Raw genomic sequence first — 20,319 nt, 5'->3', positions numbered from 1 at the left:
TGATCATTCCTTGATTATCTTAAAAATGTGAAATGGCACATTGGGGTGTAATTCCACAAAATTCCATTCGTCGTACCAGTTATATTCTTGGTCGGTTATCAAATCCTTGATCTTCACACCTTCCCCACCGGTAGGACCAACCTCGTACCATGGAAACTGAACTTTGCCCTGAACCGTATGGTGCGGATCCATGCTGATCACCACCAGTATTTGATCACTTAGGTTGTCATCCCATTTATAAAAGGCCATTAAATTATCATGCTGCGTATTGCATATCTTTAAGTTATTGGTCTGTTGCAACGCCCCGTGCTTGTGTCTAATGGCATTTATCTTGGTGATGTAATGGGTCAAAGCATTTTCAATGGTCCAATCCCAATGCCGAATCTCATATTTTTCGCAATCCAAATATTCTTCTTTTGGAGGTAGTTGAGCAGTGACCATATACTCGAACACGGGTCCATAAATCCCAACGCTGCCACTTAAGGTTGCCGCCAGGGCATATCGAATCAAATGCATGGACTCATTGGCCCCGTGCAGATGATAGGGATTTATATCCGGTGTATTTGGCCAAAAATTGGGACGATAATACTCCCGCATATCCGTCTGGGTTAGTTCCAGCATATACTCGATCAACTCATGCTTGTTCACGCGCCATGTAAAATAGGTATAGGACTGGGAAAAGCCTTGTTTGGCCAATTGCTGCATAACCTTTGGTCGGGAAAATGCCTCAGCCAAGAAAAGTACATCGGGATGCTCCTTTTTGACCTCAGAAATGAGCCAGTTCCAAAAATAATAGGGCTTGGTATGCGGATTGTCCACACGAAAAACATTGACACCAAAACCTACCCAATGCAGCACAATGCCTAGCAGTTCTTGCCATAGTTCCTTGTATGCCTTGGTCTCAAAATAAAAATTAACAATATCCTGGTACTTTTTTGGAGGGTTTTCCGCATATTGAATGGTGCCATCGGGTCTTTTACGGAACCATTCTGGGTGTTCGGAGATATAAGGATGGTCCGGGGCCGCCTGAAAGGCAATGTCCATGGCCACTGCAATGCCCATGTCCTTGGCTTTCTTCACCAATCGTCTAAAATCCTTTTCATTCCCCAGTTCTGGGTGTATGGACTTGTGCCCGCCATGTTTGGAACCTATGGCCCATGGCACTCCCGAATCCCCTTCCAGTGCATTCACAGTGTTGTTTTTTCCCTTCCTGTTCACTTCCCCAATGGGATGGATCGGTGGAAAATATAATGTATCAAAACCCATTCTGGCTATGCGGGGAAGCAGGGCCTCACAATCCTTGAATGTTCCATGGGTATTTGGGTGTGGGGATGCAGACCGAGGGAAAAACTCGTACCACGTGCTAAAATTTGCTTTTTTCCTATCCACATAAACTTTCAGCGTTTTGCTCTCGTTGGCCAATATTCGCTGTGGATGCGCAACGAACCAGTTATGTAGTTTTTCTGAAACTGCATTGTTGACTGCCGCATCATATTTTTTGGGATCTTGAAACTCGTCAATCCATTCTTTCAAAAGCTCCTTGTCGGTTGCCGAAACTTTTTTCAGTAAAAACTTAAGGTATTGTACACCGTCCAACAGTTCACTTTTCAAATGTTGCCCATCATTCAATTTGGCCTCTATGCCGTGTTGCCAATTGAGCGCGTAGTCCACCCAACCCCTTAACTTATACTCATAAAAACCCTGCTTTTTCACTAAAAAAGAGGCCATGTGCACATCGTTGCCCTGGTGGTGCATGCGTACCTCGGAAAAGCTTTTATCACCCTCATGTCGGTAAAGAAGTTCGGCTTGTGTCACATCGTGGCCGTCGGGGAGTATATCGGCGGTCACATCCACCGTTTCACCTACCACGCGTTTTATAAAAAATTCCCCACAATCCAATTGCGGTCGCACATTATCAATTACAACACGTTGTTGCCTAAGCATAATCTTAGTTTAGTTGGTCCGTCCTGATAAATATAGAAATTAAACCAAAAAATTTCAGACAAAGCCTGTTTTTTCTTGGATTCTTTTTTTTCCCATAAAAATTTATGGAACGCTTTTTGATTTAAGAAGAAAACAACGAAAAAAATACAAATCAAAAAAATCAGAAATCATGAAGAAATTCAATACAATTATCGGTGCACTTGTTGTACTGTTTATAGTAGCATGCGAAGGACCACAGGGACCTCCTGGATTTGATGGTCGGGATGGACTCGATGGTTTGGACGGACTTGACGGCATTCAGGGTCAAGTGGTTGAGGTAGATGGAGTAAATTTTGGCTATGATGTGGAAGGAAATATTTGGAGTACCCTGATCAATTTTAGTGATGTTACCAACTTTGAGGTATTTGAATCGTATGCCGTGCTCGTTTACCGTTTTGATGGGCTTATCGACTTGAACGATGGCAGCACCGCCGATGCATGGAGCCAGATTCCCCAAAGCTTTTTCCTGCCCGAGGGAACCATTCAATATGTTTCTGCCCATACTTTCTTGGATGTGGAATTATTCATCGATGGCAATTTTGATCTTTCCATCCTCGACCCAGGATTTACGGATAACCAATCATTCCGTATTGTATTTGTTCCAAGTGAATTTGCCAATTCACCTGAGATAGATCTCTCCAATATCCAAAATGTGTTGAGCGCCCTTGGTGTTGATGAAAGCGGAATCCAAAAACTGGACCTACAATAAAATATGTGTTTAACAGCCATTGAAGTCCCACAGTTCTTCTGTGGGACTTTTTTGTTTGTTATTTTTGATAGGACTTGATAAAAAATCGACTAAAACAGAAAAAAAGAATGGGGAAAAAATTGCTTTGGATGTTTTTTTTGGTCATTGTGGGGTGCAGGGGCATTTCCCAGGAAGAAAAGACAATGGCCAAAACCGAGGATAAAATCTATCCGGTGACGAAAACAGATGCGGAATGGCGTGCAGAGCTTACGGATATGGAATACTATGTACTCCGAAAAGCTGCCACCGAAAATGCCTTTACCAGTGAACTTCTTAATAACAAAGAAAAAGGCACCTACGTGTGCGCCGGTTGCGGAACTCCCCTCTTCAAAAGCGAGCACAAATTTGATTCAGGTACCGGTTGGCCCTCTTTTGATCGTGAAATTGAAGGCAATGTGGCCTATGATGTTGACTACAAAATCGGCTATGCCAGAACAGAGGAACACTGCGCCACCTGTGGCGGGCACCTTGGTCATGTGTTCGATGACGGACCTCGGCAAACAACAGGAAAAAGGCACTGCATCAATGGTGTCGCACTCGACTTTATCCCTGACGCAAAACAAGATTAACCTCAAACAACCAACATGGACAAAAAATACGGTGTTCAAAAATCAGAAGAAGAGTGGAAAAAGCAGCTTTCCCCAGAGGAATACTATGTGCTTCGCAACAAAGGCACGGAAAGGCCGTTTACCGGAGCATATGATCTCCACTTTGAAAATGGTGACTACCACTGTAAAGCCTGTAATGCAAAGCTTTTTGAAAGTGAGCATAAATTTGAAAGTGGTTGTGGTTGGCCCTCGTTTGACCAAGCTGTTGAATGCGCCATCGAGTATATCAGGGACACCTCGCATGGCATGATCCGGACCGAAACGGTCTGTGCGAATTGTGGAGGGCACTTGGGCCATGTTTTTAATGATGGCCCCCGGGATACCACGGGTCAACGTTATTGTATAAACTCCGTGAGCATCGACTTCGAACCCGAGAACTAGGAATGGATTTTCAAGAGAATTACCTCTCCAATATCAAGTTTGAATTCCAGCGTTACAAAACCTTGGGGGATAAAACATTTGAGCAACTTGCAGAAAATGACATTCACTGGCAATACCAGGAAATGGATAATTCCATCGCCATTATCGTAAAACATATGGTGGGCAACATGTTGAGCCGATGGACCAATTTTTTGACCGAAGACGGGGAAAAACCATGGCGAAACCGTGAAATGGAATTTGAAGGCACCTATGCCACAAAAGTAGACATGCTTACCGAATGGGAAAAAGGCTGGAAATGCTTGTTCAATGCCCTTGAAAGTATTGATTCTTCAAATTTTGATACAAAAATCAGGATAAGAGACGAAGAACACACAATAGTGGAAGCCATAAATCGTCAATTGGCCCATTATGCAAGTCATGTGGGGCAAATTATCTTTTTGGGCAAAATGATTGTAGGCAAGGAATGGATTTCCCTGTCCATTCCCAAGGGTGGTTCGGAAGCCTTCAATAAAAAGATGTTCGGAGAGGACAAAACTTAATTTCTTCCTTCAGGCCAAATTTGATTTTTTAGCGCTTGGGATTTGCTTTTTGAATTCCGTACTTTTGCACCTGCCCAAACAGGGCATTTCCATGTATAAAAACTAAAATCAAAAACTGATGAGCAAATTTGATGTAATTGTTTTGGGCAGTGGTCCAGGGGGATATGTAACCGCCATACGCGCCTCACAACTCGGTTTCAAGACAGCCATTGTTGAAAAGGAAAGTTTGGGTGGCGTTTGCCTTAATTGGGGCTGCATCCCCACAAAGGCCCTACTGAAATCCGCTCAGGTTTTTGAATATTTAAAACATGCGGAAGACTATGGCCTGAAAGTGAATGAAGTGGAACACGATTTCGACGCCGTGGTGAAAAGAAGCCGTGGAGTGGCCGATGGCATGAGCAAAGGCGTTCAATTCTTGATGAAAAAGAATAAGATTGAGGTGCTGAACGGATTTGGCAAGGTACAACCGGGAAAGAAAGTCTTGGTCAAGGGCGAACATGGTGACCCCGCCGAATACTCAGCGGACCATATTATTATAGCCACCGGTGCAAGAAGCCGGGAACTGCCCAGTCTGCCACAGGATGGAAAAAAAGTAATAGGATATCGGGAGGCTATGACCCTTGAAAAGCAACCCAAGAAAATGATTGTTGTGGGTAGCGGTGCCATTGGTATCGAATTCGCCTATTTCTACAATTCCATGGGCACGGAGGTTACCGTGGTAGAATATCTACCCAATATTGTCCCAGTGGAGGACGAAGATGTGTCCAAACAATTGGAAAGAAGCTTTAAAAAGGCCGGGGTAAAAATCATGACTTCAGCTGAGGTTACCAAGGTGGACACCTCTGGCGATGGGGTCAAGGCCACGGTCAAGACTTCCAAGGGTGAGGAAGTATTGGAAGCGGACATCGTACTTTCCGCGGTCGGCATCAAAACCAATATTGAAAATATCGGCCTAGAGGATGTGGGCATTGCTGTGGACAGGGATAAAATCATTGTGAACGACTACTATCAAACGAACATCCCCGGGTATTATGCCATTGGCGATGTAACTCCGGGGCAGGCTTTGGCCCATGTGGCCTCTGCTGAGGGAATCCTATGTGTTGAAAAAATAGCTGGAATGCATGTGGAACCTTTGGATTATGGCAACATCCCAGGATGTACCTACTGTATGCCGGAAGTTGCTTCGGTAGGTTTGACGGAAAAACAGGCCAGGGAAAAGGGATATGACATAAAAGTGGGCAAGTTCCCATTTTCTGCCAGTGGAAAGGCAAAAGCATCAGGCAACGCCGATGGTTTTGTGAAGGTTATTTTTGATGCCAAGTATGGCGAATGGCTGGGTTGCCACATGATTGGTGCCGGGGTAACCGACATGATAGCCGAAGCGGTTGTCGCCAGAAAACTGGAAACTACCGGTCATGAAGTGCTCAAGGCCGTACATCCACACCCCACCATGAGCGAGGCTGTTATGGAGGCGGTGGCCGATGCCTATGATGAAGTAATCCACTTGTAGGTCCCCGATATGCTGAAACTTTTTCGGGCAACCGCAATTATGGAGGGAATTTCCTATCTGGCCTTGTTTGGAATTACCATGCCGCTAAAATATTGGGCAGAAATCTTGGAACCCAACAAGATTGTGGGATATGCCCATGGCTTTCTTTTTATTGTCTATGTAGCTGTGGTTGCTGTGTTTTGCTGGGAACGTAAATGGGACCTAAAAAGATTTTCAATTCTTTTTTTGGCATCCTTGTTGCCCTTCGGTACATTTTATATGGATAAAAAATACCTAAAGCCTTTAGGGTAAAAAGCTTTGTATTGCAAGGTCATAACTCTGCAATCCAAAACCGAGAATGACACCCTTTGCTCCTGACGAGATGTAGGAAACATGTCGGAACTCTTCCCGCTTGTGCGTGTTGGAGATATGGACTTCCACCACAGGTGCATCAATGGCCTTAACGGCATCCCCGATTCCCACAGAAGTATGGGTATAGGATGCGGCGTTCAGCACAATACCATCATAATCAAAGCCCACTTCTTGGATTTTGTCAATAAGCTCTCCCTCTATATTGGATTGAAAATAGGACAACTGTACTTTCGGATATTTGTGCTGCAACTTTTCAAAATAGTCCTCAAAAGTGCTATTTCCATAAACCTCAGGTTCACGTTTGCCCAAAAGATTCAGGTTGGGACCGTTTATGATTATCAATTTCATGGGTTTAAAAATACAACAAAAAGAAAAGGGTGGGAATGCCCCCACCCTCTTCCAATCACTTTTTCTTCTTAATTAATTGCGAACTGTAGTCCAAAACCAAAGGCACCCACTTCATTTTCGCCTGTATCGCTTAAGACCACGGAGGGTCTCCAGTCAAAGTTTACCACAAAAGGCACCCCATTGACCTTGAAATCAATACCAACATGTGGGCGCAACGCAAAAATATTATCAAAATCCTCAATGAGAATAATGCTCGGGCCTATCCCTGTATACCAACGAAGCCCTCTTGCACCAACAAATTCTTTGTGGTATGAATAAAGGATGGTCACAATGGTCGCATTGTCCTCAAAGCCCAAATCGGCCTGCCCCACATGATTGTCGGAGAAAAAGTATTTACCTGTGGCGCCAAAAAAGGTGGCGTCATCGTACAGGTCAATACCCAAACCCAAGGCAGCCTTGTAATTGGTTTGTGCGTTTGAACCAATCATACATAGTGATGTAAATGCTAAAACAAATAGTAATCTTTTCATTTCATAAGTAATTAAATGGTTAATATCTATTATTCGATTCGGGGTTATTAACTTCAATCTCTTAATCTTGCCTTTAAGTGTCTACTATCCTAATCAATAGACCGTTAGAACAAAAACAGTATGCCCACTGCCACTATGGAAAAACTTCCATCGTTGCTGATATTCATATAGGAAACATTCAATTCGGTGTTCCCAGTTATATTATACCCAATTGAGGGCCTGATATAGAAACCTCCTTCATTGCCGGCGTTTATTCCAACACCATAGCCCAAGTCGGCACCAAGCTTGAAATGGTACGTGGGATACAGCCGAACAGACCCCGCCAAAGGGATAAACTGGATGTTTTCAAAATCCGACTCAATGGTAATTGGCCCTTCAGTAATGGTCTCGGACTTGCCAAAAGCATTGATAAAGCCGGTGGCCAGACCTACATCAAACAATTCGGACACCCCCCAGTGGTAGGCAACATCCAATCCAAGGCTGAAATCTGAAACATTGGCAGCATCCCCAACGGGAAGTCCTGCGTTAAAACCCGCCTTAAAACTACTCCTGTCTTGTGCGTTGCTGTTCATACCTCCCAAAAAAAGTAGGGTTGCGATAACCAAGAATGTTTTTCTCATAATTGTTAAAATTTACATAAGGCTAAAACGACACCTTGATGATAATAGTATGACAAAATGTTAAAAACACTTGGTAATGGCATGGTGAAATTATCCCAAAGAAGTGCATATTCCCTGAATCAATTGACCAAAAGGTCTTCTCACTTGACCAATCGCCAAACGTACAGAACAAAATTTATGTAACTATATTTACGACCATGAAATGGGGCAATGCGCTACTGGATTATAAACACTACCTGAAAATTGAGCGTGGGCTTTCCGAGAATTCCATTGCCAATTATGCTTTGGACCTACAAAAGTTGATTGATTATCTGGATGAGCACCAGATGGTGGTTTCCCCAGTGCAGATTGAACAGGAAACGCTCCAGCAGTTCATACATGATATGGCCAAGAGCGTAAACCCGCGCTCGCAAGCACGAATCATCTCTGGGTTGAAAGGGTTTTTCAGCTATCTGATTTTTGAAGACTATCGCGCGGACAATCCGATGGACTTGATCGAAACCCCAAAAGTGGGCAGAAAATTGCCGGACACTCTATCCGTTGCAGAAATCAACGACCTTATTGCTGCCATTGACCTTTCAAAAAATGAAGGGGAGCGGAACCGGGCCATGTTGGAAACCCTATATGGATGCGGTTTGCGTGTATCGGAATTGGTCAGCCTTAAATTGTCCGACCTTTTTTTTGATGAGGACTTTATAAAAGTTACAGGGAAAGGGAACAAACAGCGCTTTGTGCCGATAAGCTCATTTAACCAAAAATATATCAACATTTATAAAGATGAGGTACGGGTGCATCAACCTATTGAGAAAAGCCATAAGGACTACCTTTTCCTTAACCGAAGGGGAAAACAGCTCACACGGGCCATGATCTTCACCATTATAAAACAATTGGCTGAAAAAATTGGCCTAAAGAAAAACATTAGTCCGCATACCTTTCGGCACTCATTTGCGACCCATTTGCTCGAGAATGGAGCAGATTTAAGGGCCATTCAACAAATGCTGGGACATGAGAGCATCACAACCACGGAAATCTATATGCACGTGAACCGAAAACACTTGGCGGATGTACTTGAACGTTATCATCCAAGAAGATAACAGAATCGCTAAAATTTCAATTTGGTGCCAACCTGCAATCTGGTTTTTACTCCTTCAAGGCCGACTTTGTAGAATCTTGGATTTCCCAAAGGCTGGGCAAACTTGGCTTCCATCAACATATTTGGGCCAACATCTTGTCCCACACCAAAATAAATTTCTTCCCTGGGGATTGGATTTGGTTTTCCCTTCCCATTGTTCAGTAGGTCCCATTCCCTTTCATATCCACCAATCAAAAAGGTGTTCTTGCTTACGTACTGCCGGAGTTCGATAGGAATTGCAAACCTATCCGCCATATAATTTCTGTAATGTTCTCCACCTATACTGACTTCTGTTGTTGGAGTCACCCCAAAATTGACCCTAAACCAACCATAGTGATGATACTTTTCGAAACTTGGATAATTGAATCCCTCAATATAGATTGGCAGGGTTTCTTTTCCGGAGGAACTTGCGCCAAAGTTTTGCCCATGGCCGAACTGGGCCGCGGAAAAGAGGAAAAAAATCAATAGCAATCGAATTATGTCCAACATAGTTACAAATTAGCTCTTTTTAAGCTGTTTCGCACAACTATTGAATCATAAAAATTTCAAAAACTGAAAGTGATGGGAAGAAGGTTCTTTGGCTCTTCATCCCAGAAAACCACTTGATCTAATTCATGGCTGAAAGACCACCCCAACATTCAGGGCTGCCCTAGTATTCAAAAGCTCGAATCCTGTATCGTTGTCAACAACATTAATAAAACCTCCCGCGCCTTGGTATTCAATAAATATCCCTGTGGTATCCGAAATTTTGAATTTATGGCCAATTCCAACCCCAAGGCCCACATCGAAGGAAGATGTATCATTCTTTAGGTCACCTACAATCTCATCCTCTGCCGATAGAAGAAAGTCTATGTGCGGCCCAAAATTGAGGTACCAGTTCCTGTTTCTGCCAAAATGCCAATTGGCATAAATTGGAATGAACAAATAGTCAAGTTTGGTTTCATTGCCCGAACCATCGGCACCTTTGGAATCATAAACAAATCCTGTTTTCAAACCCCATCTGTCGCTGAAATAAAACTCTCCCAGCACGCCAATTTGTGTTGACACCCTAGTGCTGAACAAAAAGGCACTGTCGCCGTAAAAGTTCCCAAAGTTTATACCGGCACCGATTCCGAGTTCAAAATCGCCTTTATCCTGTGCTTGGACACAAAAAGGAAGTATAGCAAGTAACAAAAAGAGTTTTTTCATGGTATTTAGTTTGATATGATTCATGCAATTGTAATACATTTTGGCAAAAAATGTAGCCTTTATTCGAAAAAATTGAAGGTAATTTTATTCTGGCTTGTGTCGCTAACTACGTCTTCCAGAAACCCGATACTGCTTTTTGAAAGGCCTTATGATCAGCCTGGCCTCACGATCAAAGCGAACGTAGTTATAGACCCAGTTGATGAAAACCACCAACCTATTACGAAAACCGATTAGAAAGTATAGATGTACAAACATCCAAACAAACCAGGCAAAGACTCCTTGGAACTTAACATGGGGCAAATCCACAACGGCTTTGTTTCGGCCCACGGTGGCCATGCTGCCCTTGTCCCGGTAAACAAAAGGTTTCATGGGCTTGCCTTCCAAAAGTTTCACTAAGTTCTCCCCCAGACTCCTGCCCTGCTGGATTGCAGGCTGAGCCATCATCGGGTGACCATGGGGAAAGGCCTCTGTTTCCATTTGGGCCACATCACCAATTGCAAAAATCTCGTCAAACCCTTCCACTTGATGGAAGCGATTCACCTTTAGCCGGTTTCCCCTACAAAGCAGTTCCTTGCCATCCAACCCTGGAATGTTAACCGCTTGGACGCCTGCGGTCCATATCAGGGTTGCCGTGTCAAAAATGGTCTTTGTATCTGTAGTAACCCGTTTGCCATCATAGTCCATGACCCTTATGTTCTTCCATACATTCACCCCGAGCCCTTCCAAAAAGCGTTCCGCCTTTTGGGAAGCTATTTCGCTCATGGCCGGAAGTATGCGATCACTCCCCTGAACCAGGTTTATCTGGGCCCTACGGGTGTCCAAATCTGGATAATCCTTGGGAAGGATACCTCTTTTTATTTCGGCTAGGGCACCCGCGAGTTCCACACCCGTTGGGCCTCCACCTACGATAACAAAATTCATTAGGGCATCCCTTTCATGTAGGTCATCGGTCAGCAGCGCCTGCTCAAAGTTCTCCAGAATCAAACTGCGTAGATTGAGTGATTGGGGTATGGTCTTCATGGCCATTCCTTTCTTCTCAATGGCTTTATTGCCAAAAAAGTTGGTCCGTGAACCCGCGGCCACCACCAGATAATCGTACTCTATGCTTCCAATATTGGTCTCAACACTTTTGCGTTCGGTATCAATTTTTGAAACTTCGGCCAACCGAAAATAAAAATTGGGATAGCCTTGCAGTACCTTTCTTATGGGATAGGCAATGGAATCGGGCTCCAATCCCCCTGTTGACACTTGATATAAAAGCGGCTGGAAAGTGTGGTAGTTATGACGGTCCAGTAGCACCACCTGAACTTCTTTTTTGCTCAATTTTTTGGCAAGAGCAATACCGCCGAAGCCCCCTCCGATTATTATGATTCGGGGAAAGCTGGATTGTGGGATATTCATGGCTGACATGGGGGCAAATTTACACATTCCCCTATGGCCCACCCAACCATGGCATGGGTTTTTTGCTATCTTTAAATGCTAATTTATAAAAACACCTTCATGAAAAAAATCCTGACCTTTTGTAGCCTTCTTTTTCTGACCATTCCCTTACTGCCAGCGCAAGAAACCAGAGATGTTGTTTTAAAAGAATTGAACGATAAAACACAAAAGTACGTTGACGTTGCGCATACCATCTGGAACTTTGCCGAAATGGGTTATCAAGAGGAAAAAAGCTCGGCTTTGCTGCAAAGCACATTAAAGGATGCAGGTTTTTCAATCACCAATGGTATTGCAAGAATCCCAACTGCTTTTATGGCTGAATACGGTTCTGGTTATCCCGTTATTGCCATTTTGGGCGAGTATGATGCCCTACCTGGTCTGTCGCAAGAGGCCGTTCCAGAAAAAAAGTCAGCAGGCAAGGCAGCCGGACATGCTTGCGGACACCATCTTTTTGGGACCGCTTCCACGGCAGCGGCCATCGCCGTGAAGGATTGGCTCAAATCCAACAACAAACAGGGTACCATCCGATTCTACGGTTGTCCAGCGGAAGAAGGGGGTTCCGGAAAAGTCTATATGGTAAGGGAAGGGGTGTTTAATGATGTGGATATTGCCCTGCATTGGCATCCTGGAGCACAAAACGCAGCCAGTGCCGGTGCCGCGCTGGCCAATAAATCGGCCAAATTCAGATTTCATGGTGTTTCGGCACATGCTGCGGGTGCCCCAGAACGAGGTCGCTCCGCTTTGGACGGTGTTGAAGCCATGAACTTGATGGTGAACATGATGCGAGAACACATTCCGCAGGAGACAAGAATCCATTATGTGATCACGGATGGCGGCAAGGCGCCCAATGTGGTTCCTGATTTTGCAGAGGTCTACTACTATGCGCGTCATGGAAAAAGAGATGTTGTCATCGATATTTTTGACCGAATCGTGAAAGCTGCCGAAGGAGCGGCGTTGGGAACGGGCACAACAATGGATTATGAAATGATCGGTGGCACCCATGAACTGTTGCCAAACCTTACCCTTCAAAAGATAATGCACGATAATCTGAGCAAGGTAGGAGGCGTAACCTATACGGATGAGGAAAGAGCCTTTGCCGAGCAAATATCAAAAAGTCTTGGATATGACAAATTGGATATGGAAAGGGCTACCTCGGTTCAGCCCTACCAAGAAGAAGCCAGGGCCTATGGATCTACTGATGTGGGAGATGTAAGCTTCACGGTGCCCACAGTTGGCATGGGAGCGGCTACGTGGGTTCCCGGAACCCCCGCCCATAGTTGGCAGGCTGTTGCCGCTGGGGGAACTTCCATTGGGACCAAAGGAATGATGGTAGCTGCCAAAACATTGACAATGATGGCAATAGACCTTTATGAGAATCCAGAAATTGTGACAAAGGCAAAGGCCGAACTGGAAGAGCGCAGAGGTTCCGACTTTAAGTATATTCCTCTTTTGGGTGACAGGCCGCCAGCACTTGATTATCGAAAATAATCCCCGTTTACTGTAACAAAAGTCCATGTAGGGGTACTGATAGGCAAACTTACCAACCAAAGTGAACAAAGAACTGGAACATCGTTTTGTGACGGAGCTCGAGAACAATCAGAATATTGTTCACAAGGTGTGCAGTCTGTATACGAATGACAAGGATTCACACAATGATCTGTTCCAGGAAATAACCATCCAATTATGGAAGGCGTATCCAAAATTCAGGGGGGACTCAAAATTCAGTACCTGGATGTACAGAGTGGCACTGAACACGGCAATTACGTTGTACAGAAAATCAAAAAGACGGGTACGCACCCAAGATTACGATTCGGTTATCTTTAAAATCAAAGCAAACGAATATGACGATGCCGAGGAAAGACAGCTCAAACTTATGTACGAAGCGATCAAACAACTGAGCGATGTGGACAAAGCCCTGGTATTTCTGTACCTTGAGGATAAGGATTATACGGAAATATCTGAAACCCTGGGCATAACCGAGGTAAATGCCCGGGTGAAAATGAACCGAGTGAAAAACAAGTTAAGGACCATACTTAATCCCTAGAAAATGTTGGATGAACTGGAACTCTTAAAAAAGGATTGGCAGAGGAAGGGAGCGGAGCTTCCCAAACTGTCCTATGATGAAATCTATAGGATGATCTGGAAAAAATCATCATCCATAGTCAAATGGATCTTTTATATAAGTCTAATTGAATTTATACTTCCCCATTTGCTCTATTTGATTCCGTCCATGCGGAACAATCTTAGCTTGTATTCGGATTTGGGGCTTTCAAATATTATTCTTGTTGTAAGCATCATTCAGTATGCGGTCATATTCTACTTCATTTATCAATTCTACAAAAGGTACAGGGAAATTTCGGTGTTGGACAACGCCAAACAACTCACTTCCAACATTTTGAGAACACGAAAGACTGTAAAGCACTACGTCATATTTTCGTTGTCCATGGTAATGCTCACTTTTATTCTGTTGATTGTTGGCATTTATTTTACGGACAATGTGCTGGAGGCCTTGGACCTATCAGGAAAAATGTCATCATTGGCACCCGAAAAAGCCAAGTGGGTGATTATGGCCAGTTTTGCGTTTTTTGGCGTGATATTTACCGTAGCCCTGGGGGGTATTTACTTTCTTCTGTACGGATTGCTGACTAGAAAACTTCGAAAAAACTACTGGGAATTACAAAAATTAGAGTTCTAGGTTCCCTTGTATTTGTACTTTCTTTTTTCGTGTTCAGCCTCGTAGGCGGCCAACTCCTCCTGTGGAATAACCTTCAAGAAAGAAGGATGTTGCTCTATGGCGTATTCCAATTTTTCCAAGATGGAATCAATGGATTCATTTTCATAGTCGATTTCCAAAGGTTCTTTAATGTGCATGGATTGAAGAATGCCCTTCTTCTTTACCCGAAGTCCCTTCTTGTCAAAAGACCGTCGAAACCCATCAATGACCACGGGCACAACCACAGGTTTATAATGTTTGATGATGTGCGCGGTACCTTTTCGCAAAGGTTTCCAAGGCGTAGTTGTTCCCTGGGGAAAGGTTATGACCCATCCATCGTCCAAGGCCTTGGCAATATTGCTGATGTCACTGAACTTCACCTGCCTTTGAACGTTTTGGCCATCCGCTCTCCAGGTACGCTCAATGCTAATGGAGCCGGCATAGGCCAAAATCTTGGTCAATAGGCTTTTCTTCATGGTCTCCTTTGCTGCCACATAATAAATGTTGAGCTTGGGCTGCCACAGATACCCAAGATTTTTGATACTGTCCTCCCTCCCGCTCAAACTTGCATTGAACACATGGAACATGGCCACCACATCGGCAAAATAGGTTTGATGGTTGCTCACAAAAAGAACATTGGTTTCGGGAAGGTCCCGAATCACCTGAGAACCCTCAATCTCCAAGGTGTTAAAGCCTTTGTACCGCTGATGTGTGATCATGCCGGCAATTCGGATCAACCAACGCTTCAAGAACAAAATGTGACCAAAAGGATTCTTTTTGAATAGGCCCATAGGGGTATATGTTGAAAAGTAAATTTACAAATTCGTGTTCAAAGTGCCTTTTGCAGGAGTTCCTTCATTTCGCTCATCATCATCGCAGTGGCGCCCCAAACAGTGTAACCGTTTAATTTATAAGCCGGTACGTGAATTTTTTTTGCGTATGAAGTGCTCAAAACCTCCTCTATATGATTGGAATCATCCAGAAAATCATGCAAATATACTTCAACTAAACGTTCAACCTCATCTTCCTGGATAACAAAAGGTTTGGGCCTATGGTATATTCCCATATAAGGGCGCACCATAAAGTTGCTCGGGGGAATGTACACATCGCTCAATTCCTTGATCACTTCCACTGCCGAAGGCAGAACCCCAACCTCCTCATGCGTTTCCCTAAGCGCGGTTTCCTCCAAATTCCTATCCGAGGCCTCCACCTTTCCACCAGGAAATCCTATTTGGTTGGAATGTACGCCTTCATAAGCTTTCCTCAATATGAGCAACAGTCGGGTCACCTGGTCCCCATCAGGATAAAAAAGCGCCATGACCCCAGCTTTTTTGGGGTTTCTCTTCTCAATCTGTTTGGACTTTAACAACTGAATCCTTGATGCCGGGGACATTTTATAATGGGAATCCGTACCCGGAAGTGGTAGATTTTTTATTTTTAAAGCTGCTTGACAAAATTCCTTAAAATCCATGTTGCTAAAACCATCGGCTTTATTTACAAGTATACTATTATTTTTTTTGGTCTCCTGCGGAGAGAAAGCCAAAAAAACAGAACCCCCTGCCAAAAAAATCGAAGTTCAGCAAGATTCAATATTGGAGAGAAACGAGGATTCCCAACAGGAAGAAAAGGAAGAGGAACGTTTTGTGCTCACAGAGGAAAATGCGATAGATTTCTTTTTCAATTATGCCAAGGGTCTAAAGAAAAACAAGGTGAAGGTTACCACAAGCATGGGCAGTTTTACGGTGCTATTGTACGACAATGTTCCCTATCACAAAGCAAATTTTATTTACCTGGCCAAGGAAAAATACTTTGACAGCACCCAATTTCATCGGGTGGTAAAGGACTTCATCATTCAAGGTGGAAATTCGGATGACCGGCGTACTTCGAAGAAACGAAAGGAAATAGGACGATATCTTCTGCCTCCGGACGCCAAAAAGGGATATAAGCACCATAGGGGCACCATATCCATGCCCAGCAGTGAGCGCGACAATCCACACAAATTGGCCTCTCCGTACGAATTTTTTATCGTTGTCACCAATCCTGGATCCTACCACTTGGACGGATCTTACACTCCCTTTGGCCGTGTTATTGAAGGTATGGATGTGGTGGATGCAATCAACAAGGTTCCCGTGGGGGATGGAGACTGGCCCTGGCAGAATGTGTACATTTTAAAAGCGGAAGTACTTTAAAATGCAGACAAATCAGAATAGAAGACCATGATAAAAACTGAAAAATATGCCTACTCGGACGACCAACAATTCTACGAAGGTGTAGTCGCTTTTGATAGCGCACTTGTTGGAAAAAGACCAGTGGTACTTGTGGCCCACACCTGGGTGGGACAATCCCAATTTGAAACAAACAAGGCGAAAAAGTTGGCCCAGATGGGTTATTTGGCACTCGCTATCGATGTTTATGGCAAAGACAGAAGAGCAAACAATGTTTCAGAAGCTGAGGCCCTTATGAATGAAATGTTAGCCGACCGACAGGAATTATTAAATCGGTTGCTACTGGCGATGAACAATATTAAAAAGCATGAATTGGCAGACAGCGCCAAGGTTGCCGCCATAGGTTTTTGCTTTGGAGGAAAGTGTGCGTTGGATTTGGCCCGTTCTGGGATAAACATTAAGGGGGTCGTAAGCTTTCATGGTATTTTTGACCCGCCAGGATTGGACCATGAAGGAGAAATTAAAGCCAAAATTCTTGTCCTCCATGGTTGGGCGGACCCATTGGCACTGCCAAAGGACATCAATATGCTAGCGGAAGAACTTACGGAACGAAATGCCATTTGGGAAATGGACATTTTTGGACACACCGGCCATGCGTTCACCAACCCAAATGCCAATAGTCCAGAAAATGGAATGAACTACAATCCTTTGGCCGATGGGCGTGGTTGGCAACGGATGCTCAACTTTTTTGAAGAAATCTTTGAAGATTGAGCTTAATGCCTAACAGACCGGTGACTTGGCCTCGCTTGGCAGCGTAACTTTTTGCCCGGCTGGTTTCCTCGTTGTACAAAATGACCAATGCCGCTATAATCACCAGGTTCTTCATAATATATTGTCCCAAAAGGGTCAGATAAAATGGTCCTTGGTTAAAGGTTTCCTCAGGAAACAGGACTAATGGTGCAAAAGTGCACACCATGTGTACCAGTGCCAAAATAATGGCCGTCCTACGAAAAAGCCCAGCAATCAAGAAAATACCGATCAGCGTTTCCCAAAGCGCCAGTAGCATGATAGAGACATCATCGGGAATAATCCCCAAGGTCAGGGCGTGAATGGTATTTTTTGCCAATCCCTCTGCAGGGCTCAAATCGGGAAAAAATTTCAGCATGCCAAACCACAGGTAAACCAACCCTATGGAAATGGGCAAAATGTTGTTCTTGTTTGTTGCTCTCATTTAGTGCTATTTCTGGTTTGGTGTCCTTAAATTGCAAATACAGTAGCAGGCATGTTCAAACCAAATTGGATCAAAGCACGACCGTATCCGATATCCTTTGCCAATATAGTCCCATTAACAGCAGAATGTGGTTAATGAAGAAGTAAGTTCCCTTAACCAAGGGTTAATTCCATTAATGAAAAATTAATGAAACTTAAGGAATGGATATATTTGATTTACTTAGCCGATGATTTGAAAAAGAGGAACATTTATATTATCATTTTTACCGTGTCATTATTGGGACTGGCAGTGGTACAGTACCAATATCTGCAAATAGGCCTCAGTCTTGCCAAGGTACAGTTCAACCGTAAGGTGCAGGATGCGGCCAAAGAGGTAAAGGACGGGCTTGCCACGCAAAACCAACTTACCTTTTTGGTGGGCAAAGCCATTCAAAAGGATGGTTCCTACTTTAAACTGGGATTGGACAGCATACAGGATGCATCCAGTTATTTTTTGAATGATTTCATCACGGAGAATCTCGTGAAACATGGGCTTGAGGCAAACTTTACCTACAATCTTTTTTCCAAGGACAGTATCTACTATCTGCAATCGCCCTCAGTGTCAAGAAAGAAAGACAATGTGGTTTCCTATCCCATTGAATTATACGGTTATTTACCCAATTTGTTGGAAAAACGATTGGTCCTGGAACTACATTTCCAAAATTTGAACAATTATTTTTTGGGACAATTGAACGGATTGACATTTCCCAGTCTTCTTTTCCTAGTGGGCATTGTAGTGGCCATTATCTGGGCATTGCGAACCTATTATTGGCAACGAAACGTTATCACCACTACCAACGAGTTCATCAATAACTTGACGCACGAACTAAAAACGCCTGTTTTTTCCATCAGTCTGGCCACCAAATTGCTGGAAGAGGACGCCGGTCCCAAACAGCAACATGTCATTTCCTTAATAAAACAACAAACGGAACGCTTGAGCGGTCATATCGACAAAGTCCTGGAACTGGGCAGCTTGGAACACAAAAAAAATGCGGTGGTCCCACAAGAGCTTGATTTCCGGCCACATCTATTGAAGCTCTGCAAGGAATTTGAAACATTGTCCTCCATTGAAGGAACAACTTTTGATTATGTGCTGGACGAGGGTTGCTACCGAATCAATGTGGAACGTTTCCATTTGGAAAATGCCATCAATAATTTGTTGGACAACGCCAAAAAATATGCTGAGAACCCAAAAATCACATTAAATGCACGTTTGGGAGAAAATAAGCTGGAAATCGTGATCGAAGACAATGGAATGGGCATCAAAAAAGAAGAACAAGAGCGAATTTTTAAGAAATATTACCGGGTCGGTAACGGAGACCAGTACAATGTAAAGGGATATGGCCTGGGCCTAAGCTATGTAAAAAGGATAATGCATAGCTTTAGGGGCAAAATCATTTTGGACAGCGAACCCGGAAGAGGCACGCGGATAGCTTTGGTATTACCTTTGGTAAAAAATGGGAATGATGTATAAAATATTGTTGGTCGAGGATGATGAGTCCTTGGGGTATCTTCTATCGGAGTATCTGAAGATGAAGCAATTGGACGTTGTATGGGAAAAAAATGGAACCAAAGTCATGGCCATCATGGAACAAAACTTGTTTGATCTCATCGTGCTTGATGTGATGATGCCGCATACCGATGGATTTGCCCTGGCAAGCCAAATAAAGGACAAGCATCCCAATATTCCTTTTATATTCCTAACGGCCAAATCCCTTAAGATTGATGTTCTGAAAGGGTTTTCGTTGGGTGCCATCGATTATCTGAAAAAACCCATAGACGAGGAAGAACTGGTGGCCAGGATCATGGCCCATTTATCACGACTTGAAAAGACATCTCCTGTACCCCCCCAGGACGACATCATTCCGATTGGGACGTACGATTTTGATAGCCGTAACCATATGCTCTTGCACAAAGGAGATTCCATTCGCCTAACAGCCCGTGAAACAGAATTGCTAAAACATTTGATACAGCACAAAAACAATTTGTGCTCCCACAAAGATATCCTTTTGGGCATTTGGGGCAATAACGATTATTTTAATAGAAAGAGTCTCAATGTATTCATTACGCACCTTCGAAAACATCTTGAAAAAGATCCAACCATAAAAATTGAAAATGTCCACGGGCGGGGCTTCATCCTGAAAGTGGGCCACTAAGTCACCATTAAAGAGGACCTATCCTTCTTGCTGCTTTTTGTAAATGGTGGGCAGGCTTATGCCGAACCTTACCGCCAAAAGTCGAAGTATGATAACAATCAAAATACCGGCAACATAGGCGTAGTTTTGGGGAATGGGCAGCCTCACAAACAAAAAATAACCCACTCCTCCCAAGATACAGGCCGTTGCATAGATTTCCTTTCTGAAGATTACCGGTATCTCGTTACATAAAATATCCCGGGTAACGCCCCCAAAGCTAGCCGTCATGGTGCCAAGGGCTATGCACATTACCGGCATCAATTCGGCTTGGAGTCCCTTCTCAATTCCCACCATGGTGTAGAGCCCTATCCCGATGGTATCGAACAAGAACAATGATTTTCTTAGGTATTTCAGTTTTCCGGAAAAAACAATGGCAAAAACCACGGTGATAAAAATGGTGGTAACATAGGTGAGGTCCTTCATCCATGCCACAGGCGTATTCCCGATGAGAAGGTCACGCAGTGTGCCGCCACCTATGGCGGTTACGAAAGCAATAATGAACACCCCAAAAAGGTCCAATCTTTTTTCCATGGCCACCAAAACCCCAGAAATGGCAAAAGCTACGGTTCCCAAAATATCAATGGTCAAATAAAACATGC

Annotated in this window: 25 protein-coding genes; 14 read left to right on the top strand and 11 right to left on the bottom strand. The window is 43.8% G+C overall.

Annotation, left to right across the window (positions count from 1 at the left end; all coding sequences use genetic code 11):
• Positions 1-3 precede the first annotated feature (3 nt).
• On the bottom strand, positions 4-1,944 hold the full coding sequence (locus K7G75_RS08220) for an alpha-1,4-glucan--maltose-1-phosphate maltosyltransferase (RefSeq protein WP_222983778.1): 1,941 nt from the start codon (positions 1,942-1,944) through the stop codon (positions 4-6).
• A gap of 169 nt (positions 1,945-2,113) precedes the next feature.
• Here K7G75_RS08220 and K7G75_RS08215 point away from each other — a divergent pair, with 169 nt between their 5' ends.
• From K7G75_RS08215 to K7G75_RS08190, 6 genes are all read left to right on the top strand, one after another.
• The gene (locus K7G75_RS08215) at positions 2,114-2,692 is read left to right on the top strand and encodes a collagen-like protein (RefSeq protein ID WP_222983777.1); all 579 of its coding nucleotides are present in this window, start codon (positions 2,114-2,116) and stop codon (positions 2,690-2,692) included.
• A gap of 107 nt (positions 2,693-2,799) precedes the next feature.
• On the top strand, positions 2,800-3,300 hold the full coding sequence (msrB, locus tag K7G75_RS08210) for a peptide-methionine (R)-S-oxide reductase MsrB (protein ID WP_222983776.1): 501 nt from the start codon (positions 2,800-2,802) through the stop codon (positions 3,298-3,300).
• Positions 3,301-3,315: 15 nt separating this feature from the next.
• Positions 3,316-3,720, top strand: coding sequence for a peptide-methionine (R)-S-oxide reductase MsrB (gene msrB / locus K7G75_RS08205; protein WP_222983775.1), 405 nt, complete (start codon positions 3,316-3,318; stop codon positions 3,718-3,720).
• A 2-nt stretch (positions 3,721-3,722) separates the two neighbouring features.
• Positions 3,723-4,259 (top strand): DUF1572 family protein, encoded by a 537-nt coding sequence (locus K7G75_RS08200; protein ID WP_222983774.1) that lies wholly within the window; start codon positions 3,723-3,725, stop codon positions 4,257-4,259.
• A 118-nt stretch (positions 4,260-4,377) separates the two neighbouring features.
• Complete coding sequence (gene lpdA, locus K7G75_RS08195; RefSeq protein WP_222983773.1) at positions 4,378-5,769, top strand: dihydrolipoyl dehydrogenase; 1,392 nt, start codon at positions 4,378-4,380, stop codon at positions 5,767-5,769.
• 9 nt (positions 5,770-5,778) lie between these two features.
• The gene (locus K7G75_RS08190) at positions 5,779-6,060 is read left to right on the top strand and encodes a DUF3817 domain-containing protein (protein WP_222983772.1); all 282 of its coding nucleotides are present in this window, start codon (positions 5,779-5,781) and stop codon (positions 6,058-6,060) included.
• On the opposite strand, the gene aroQ is transcribed toward K7G75_RS08190, so the two are convergent.
• From aroQ to K7G75_RS08175, 3 genes are all read right to left on the bottom strand, one after another.
• The gene (aroQ, locus tag K7G75_RS08185; protein WP_222983771.1) at positions 6,052-6,468 is read right to left on the bottom strand and encodes a type II 3-dehydroquinate dehydratase; all 417 of its coding nucleotides are present in this window, start codon (positions 6,466-6,468) and stop codon (positions 6,052-6,054) included. The two genes, K7G75_RS08190 and aroQ, sit on opposite strands and share 9 nt — an antisense overlap.
• 68 nt (positions 6,469-6,536) lie before the next feature.
• The gene (locus tag K7G75_RS08180; protein ID WP_222983770.1) at positions 6,537-6,998 is read right to left on the bottom strand and encodes a hypothetical protein; all 462 of its coding nucleotides are present in this window, start codon (positions 6,996-6,998) and stop codon (positions 6,537-6,539) included.
• Positions 6,999-7,102: 104 nt separating this feature from the next.
• Positions 7,103-7,618: a hypothetical protein gene (locus tag K7G75_RS08175; RefSeq protein WP_222983769.1), complete on the bottom strand. Its 516-nt coding sequence runs from the start codon at positions 7,616-7,618 to the stop codon at positions 7,103-7,105.
• A gap of 197 nt (positions 7,619-7,815) precedes the next feature.
• On the opposite strand from K7G75_RS08175, the gene xerD reads away from it, so the two are divergent.
• The gene (gene xerD, locus K7G75_RS08170; protein ID WP_222983768.1) at positions 7,816-8,712 is read left to right on the top strand and encodes a site-specific tyrosine recombinase XerD; all 897 of its coding nucleotides are present in this window, start codon (positions 7,816-7,818) and stop codon (positions 8,710-8,712) included.
• Between the two features lie 8 nt (positions 8,713-8,720).
• Here the strand turns inward: xerD and K7G75_RS08165 are convergent, their stop codons facing one another.
• The 3 genes from K7G75_RS08165 to K7G75_RS08155 form a co-directional block, all read right to left on the bottom strand.
• Positions 8,721-9,239 carry a hypothetical protein gene (locus K7G75_RS08165; RefSeq protein ID WP_222983767.1) on the bottom strand — a complete coding sequence of 173 codons (519 nt, stop codon included), beginning with the start codon at positions 9,237-9,239 and terminating at the stop codon, positions 8,721-8,723.
• 123 nt (positions 9,240-9,362) lie between these two features.
• On the bottom strand, positions 9,363-9,938 hold the full coding sequence (locus K7G75_RS08160; RefSeq protein WP_222983766.1) for a porin family protein: 576 nt from the start codon (positions 9,936-9,938) through the stop codon (positions 9,363-9,365).
• 102 nt (positions 9,939-10,040) lie between these two features.
• Complete coding sequence (locus tag K7G75_RS08155; RefSeq protein ID WP_222984987.1) at positions 10,041-11,339, bottom strand: NAD(P)/FAD-dependent oxidoreductase; 1,299 nt, start codon at positions 11,337-11,339, stop codon at positions 10,041-10,043.
• A 99-nt stretch (positions 11,340-11,438) separates the two neighbouring features.
• On the opposite strand from K7G75_RS08155, the gene K7G75_RS08150 reads away from it, so the two are divergent.
• From K7G75_RS08150 to K7G75_RS08140, 3 genes are all read left to right on the top strand, one after another.
• A complete protein-coding gene (locus tag K7G75_RS08150) occupies positions 11,439-12,866 on the top strand; it encodes an amidohydrolase (protein ID WP_222983765.1) in 1,428 nt (475 codons plus the stop codon).
• 61 nt (positions 12,867-12,927) lie between these two features.
• Complete coding sequence (locus tag K7G75_RS08145; protein WP_222983764.1) at positions 12,928-13,422, top strand: RNA polymerase sigma factor; 495 nt, start codon at positions 12,928-12,930, stop codon at positions 13,420-13,422.
• A gap of 3 nt (positions 13,423-13,425) precedes the next feature.
• Positions 13,426-14,073, top strand: coding sequence for a hypothetical protein (locus K7G75_RS08140; RefSeq protein WP_222983763.1), 648 nt, complete (start codon positions 13,426-13,428; stop codon positions 14,071-14,073).
• On the opposite strand, the gene K7G75_RS08135 is transcribed toward K7G75_RS08140, so the two are convergent.
• Positions 14,070-14,882 carry a lysophospholipid acyltransferase family protein gene (locus tag K7G75_RS08135; protein ID WP_222983762.1) on the bottom strand — a complete coding sequence of 271 codons (813 nt, stop codon included), beginning with the start codon at positions 14,880-14,882 and terminating at the stop codon, positions 14,070-14,072. The two genes, K7G75_RS08140 and K7G75_RS08135, sit on opposite strands and share 4 nt — an antisense overlap.
• 38 nt (positions 14,883-14,920) lie before the next feature.
• The gene (locus K7G75_RS08130) at positions 14,921-15,562 is read right to left on the bottom strand and encodes an NUDIX hydrolase (protein ID WP_222983761.1); all 642 of its coding nucleotides are present in this window, start codon (positions 15,560-15,562) and stop codon (positions 14,921-14,923) included.
• On the opposite strand from K7G75_RS08130, the gene K7G75_RS08125 reads away from it, so the two are divergent.
• Positions 15,561-16,280 (top strand): peptidylprolyl isomerase, encoded by a 720-nt coding sequence (locus K7G75_RS08125; RefSeq protein ID WP_222983760.1) that lies wholly within the window; start codon positions 15,561-15,563, stop codon positions 16,278-16,280. The two genes, K7G75_RS08130 and K7G75_RS08125, sit on opposite strands and share 2 nt — an antisense overlap.
• A 27-nt stretch (positions 16,281-16,307) precedes the next feature.
• Positions 16,308-17,027, top strand: a complete 720-nt coding sequence (locus K7G75_RS08120) for a dienelactone hydrolase family protein (RefSeq protein ID WP_222983759.1) — start codon at positions 16,308-16,310, stop codon at positions 17,025-17,027.
• Here K7G75_RS08120 and K7G75_RS08115 read toward each other — a convergent pair.
• Positions 16,996-17,487, bottom strand: coding sequence for a DoxX family protein (locus K7G75_RS08115; RefSeq protein ID WP_222983758.1), 492 nt, complete (start codon positions 17,485-17,487; stop codon positions 16,996-16,998). The two genes, K7G75_RS08120 and K7G75_RS08115, sit on opposite strands and share 32 nt — an antisense overlap.
• A 186-nt stretch (positions 17,488-17,673) precedes the next feature.
• Here K7G75_RS08115 and K7G75_RS08110 point away from each other — a divergent pair, with 186 nt between their 5' ends.
• Positions 17,674-18,999 carry a sensor histidine kinase gene (locus K7G75_RS08110; RefSeq protein ID WP_222983757.1) on the top strand — a complete coding sequence of 442 codons (1,326 nt, stop codon included), beginning with the start codon at positions 17,674-17,676 and terminating at the stop codon, positions 18,997-18,999.
• Complete coding sequence (locus tag K7G75_RS08105; protein ID WP_262420294.1) at positions 18,989-19,681, top strand: response regulator transcription factor; 693 nt, start codon at positions 18,989-18,991, stop codon at positions 19,679-19,681. Before K7G75_RS08110 ends, K7G75_RS08105 begins: the two co-directional genes overlap by 11 nt.
• A gap of 18 nt (positions 19,682-19,699) precedes the next feature.
• On the opposite strand, the gene K7G75_RS08100 is transcribed toward K7G75_RS08105, so the two are convergent.
• Positions 19,700-20,317 carry a trimeric intracellular cation channel family protein gene (locus K7G75_RS08100; protein WP_222983756.1) on the bottom strand — a complete coding sequence of 206 codons (618 nt, stop codon included), beginning with the start codon at positions 20,315-20,317 and terminating at the stop codon, positions 19,700-19,702.
• Between the last annotated feature and the right edge of the window lie 2 nt (positions 20,318-20,319).

The organism is Flagellimonas meishanensis, from assembly GCF_019880545.1.
Taxonomy (GTDB): domain Bacteria; phylum Bacteroidota; class Bacteroidia; order Flavobacteriales; family Flavobacteriaceae; genus Flagellimonas; species Flagellimonas meishanensis.
This window is presented reverse-complemented; position numbering and strand designations above follow the sequence as displayed.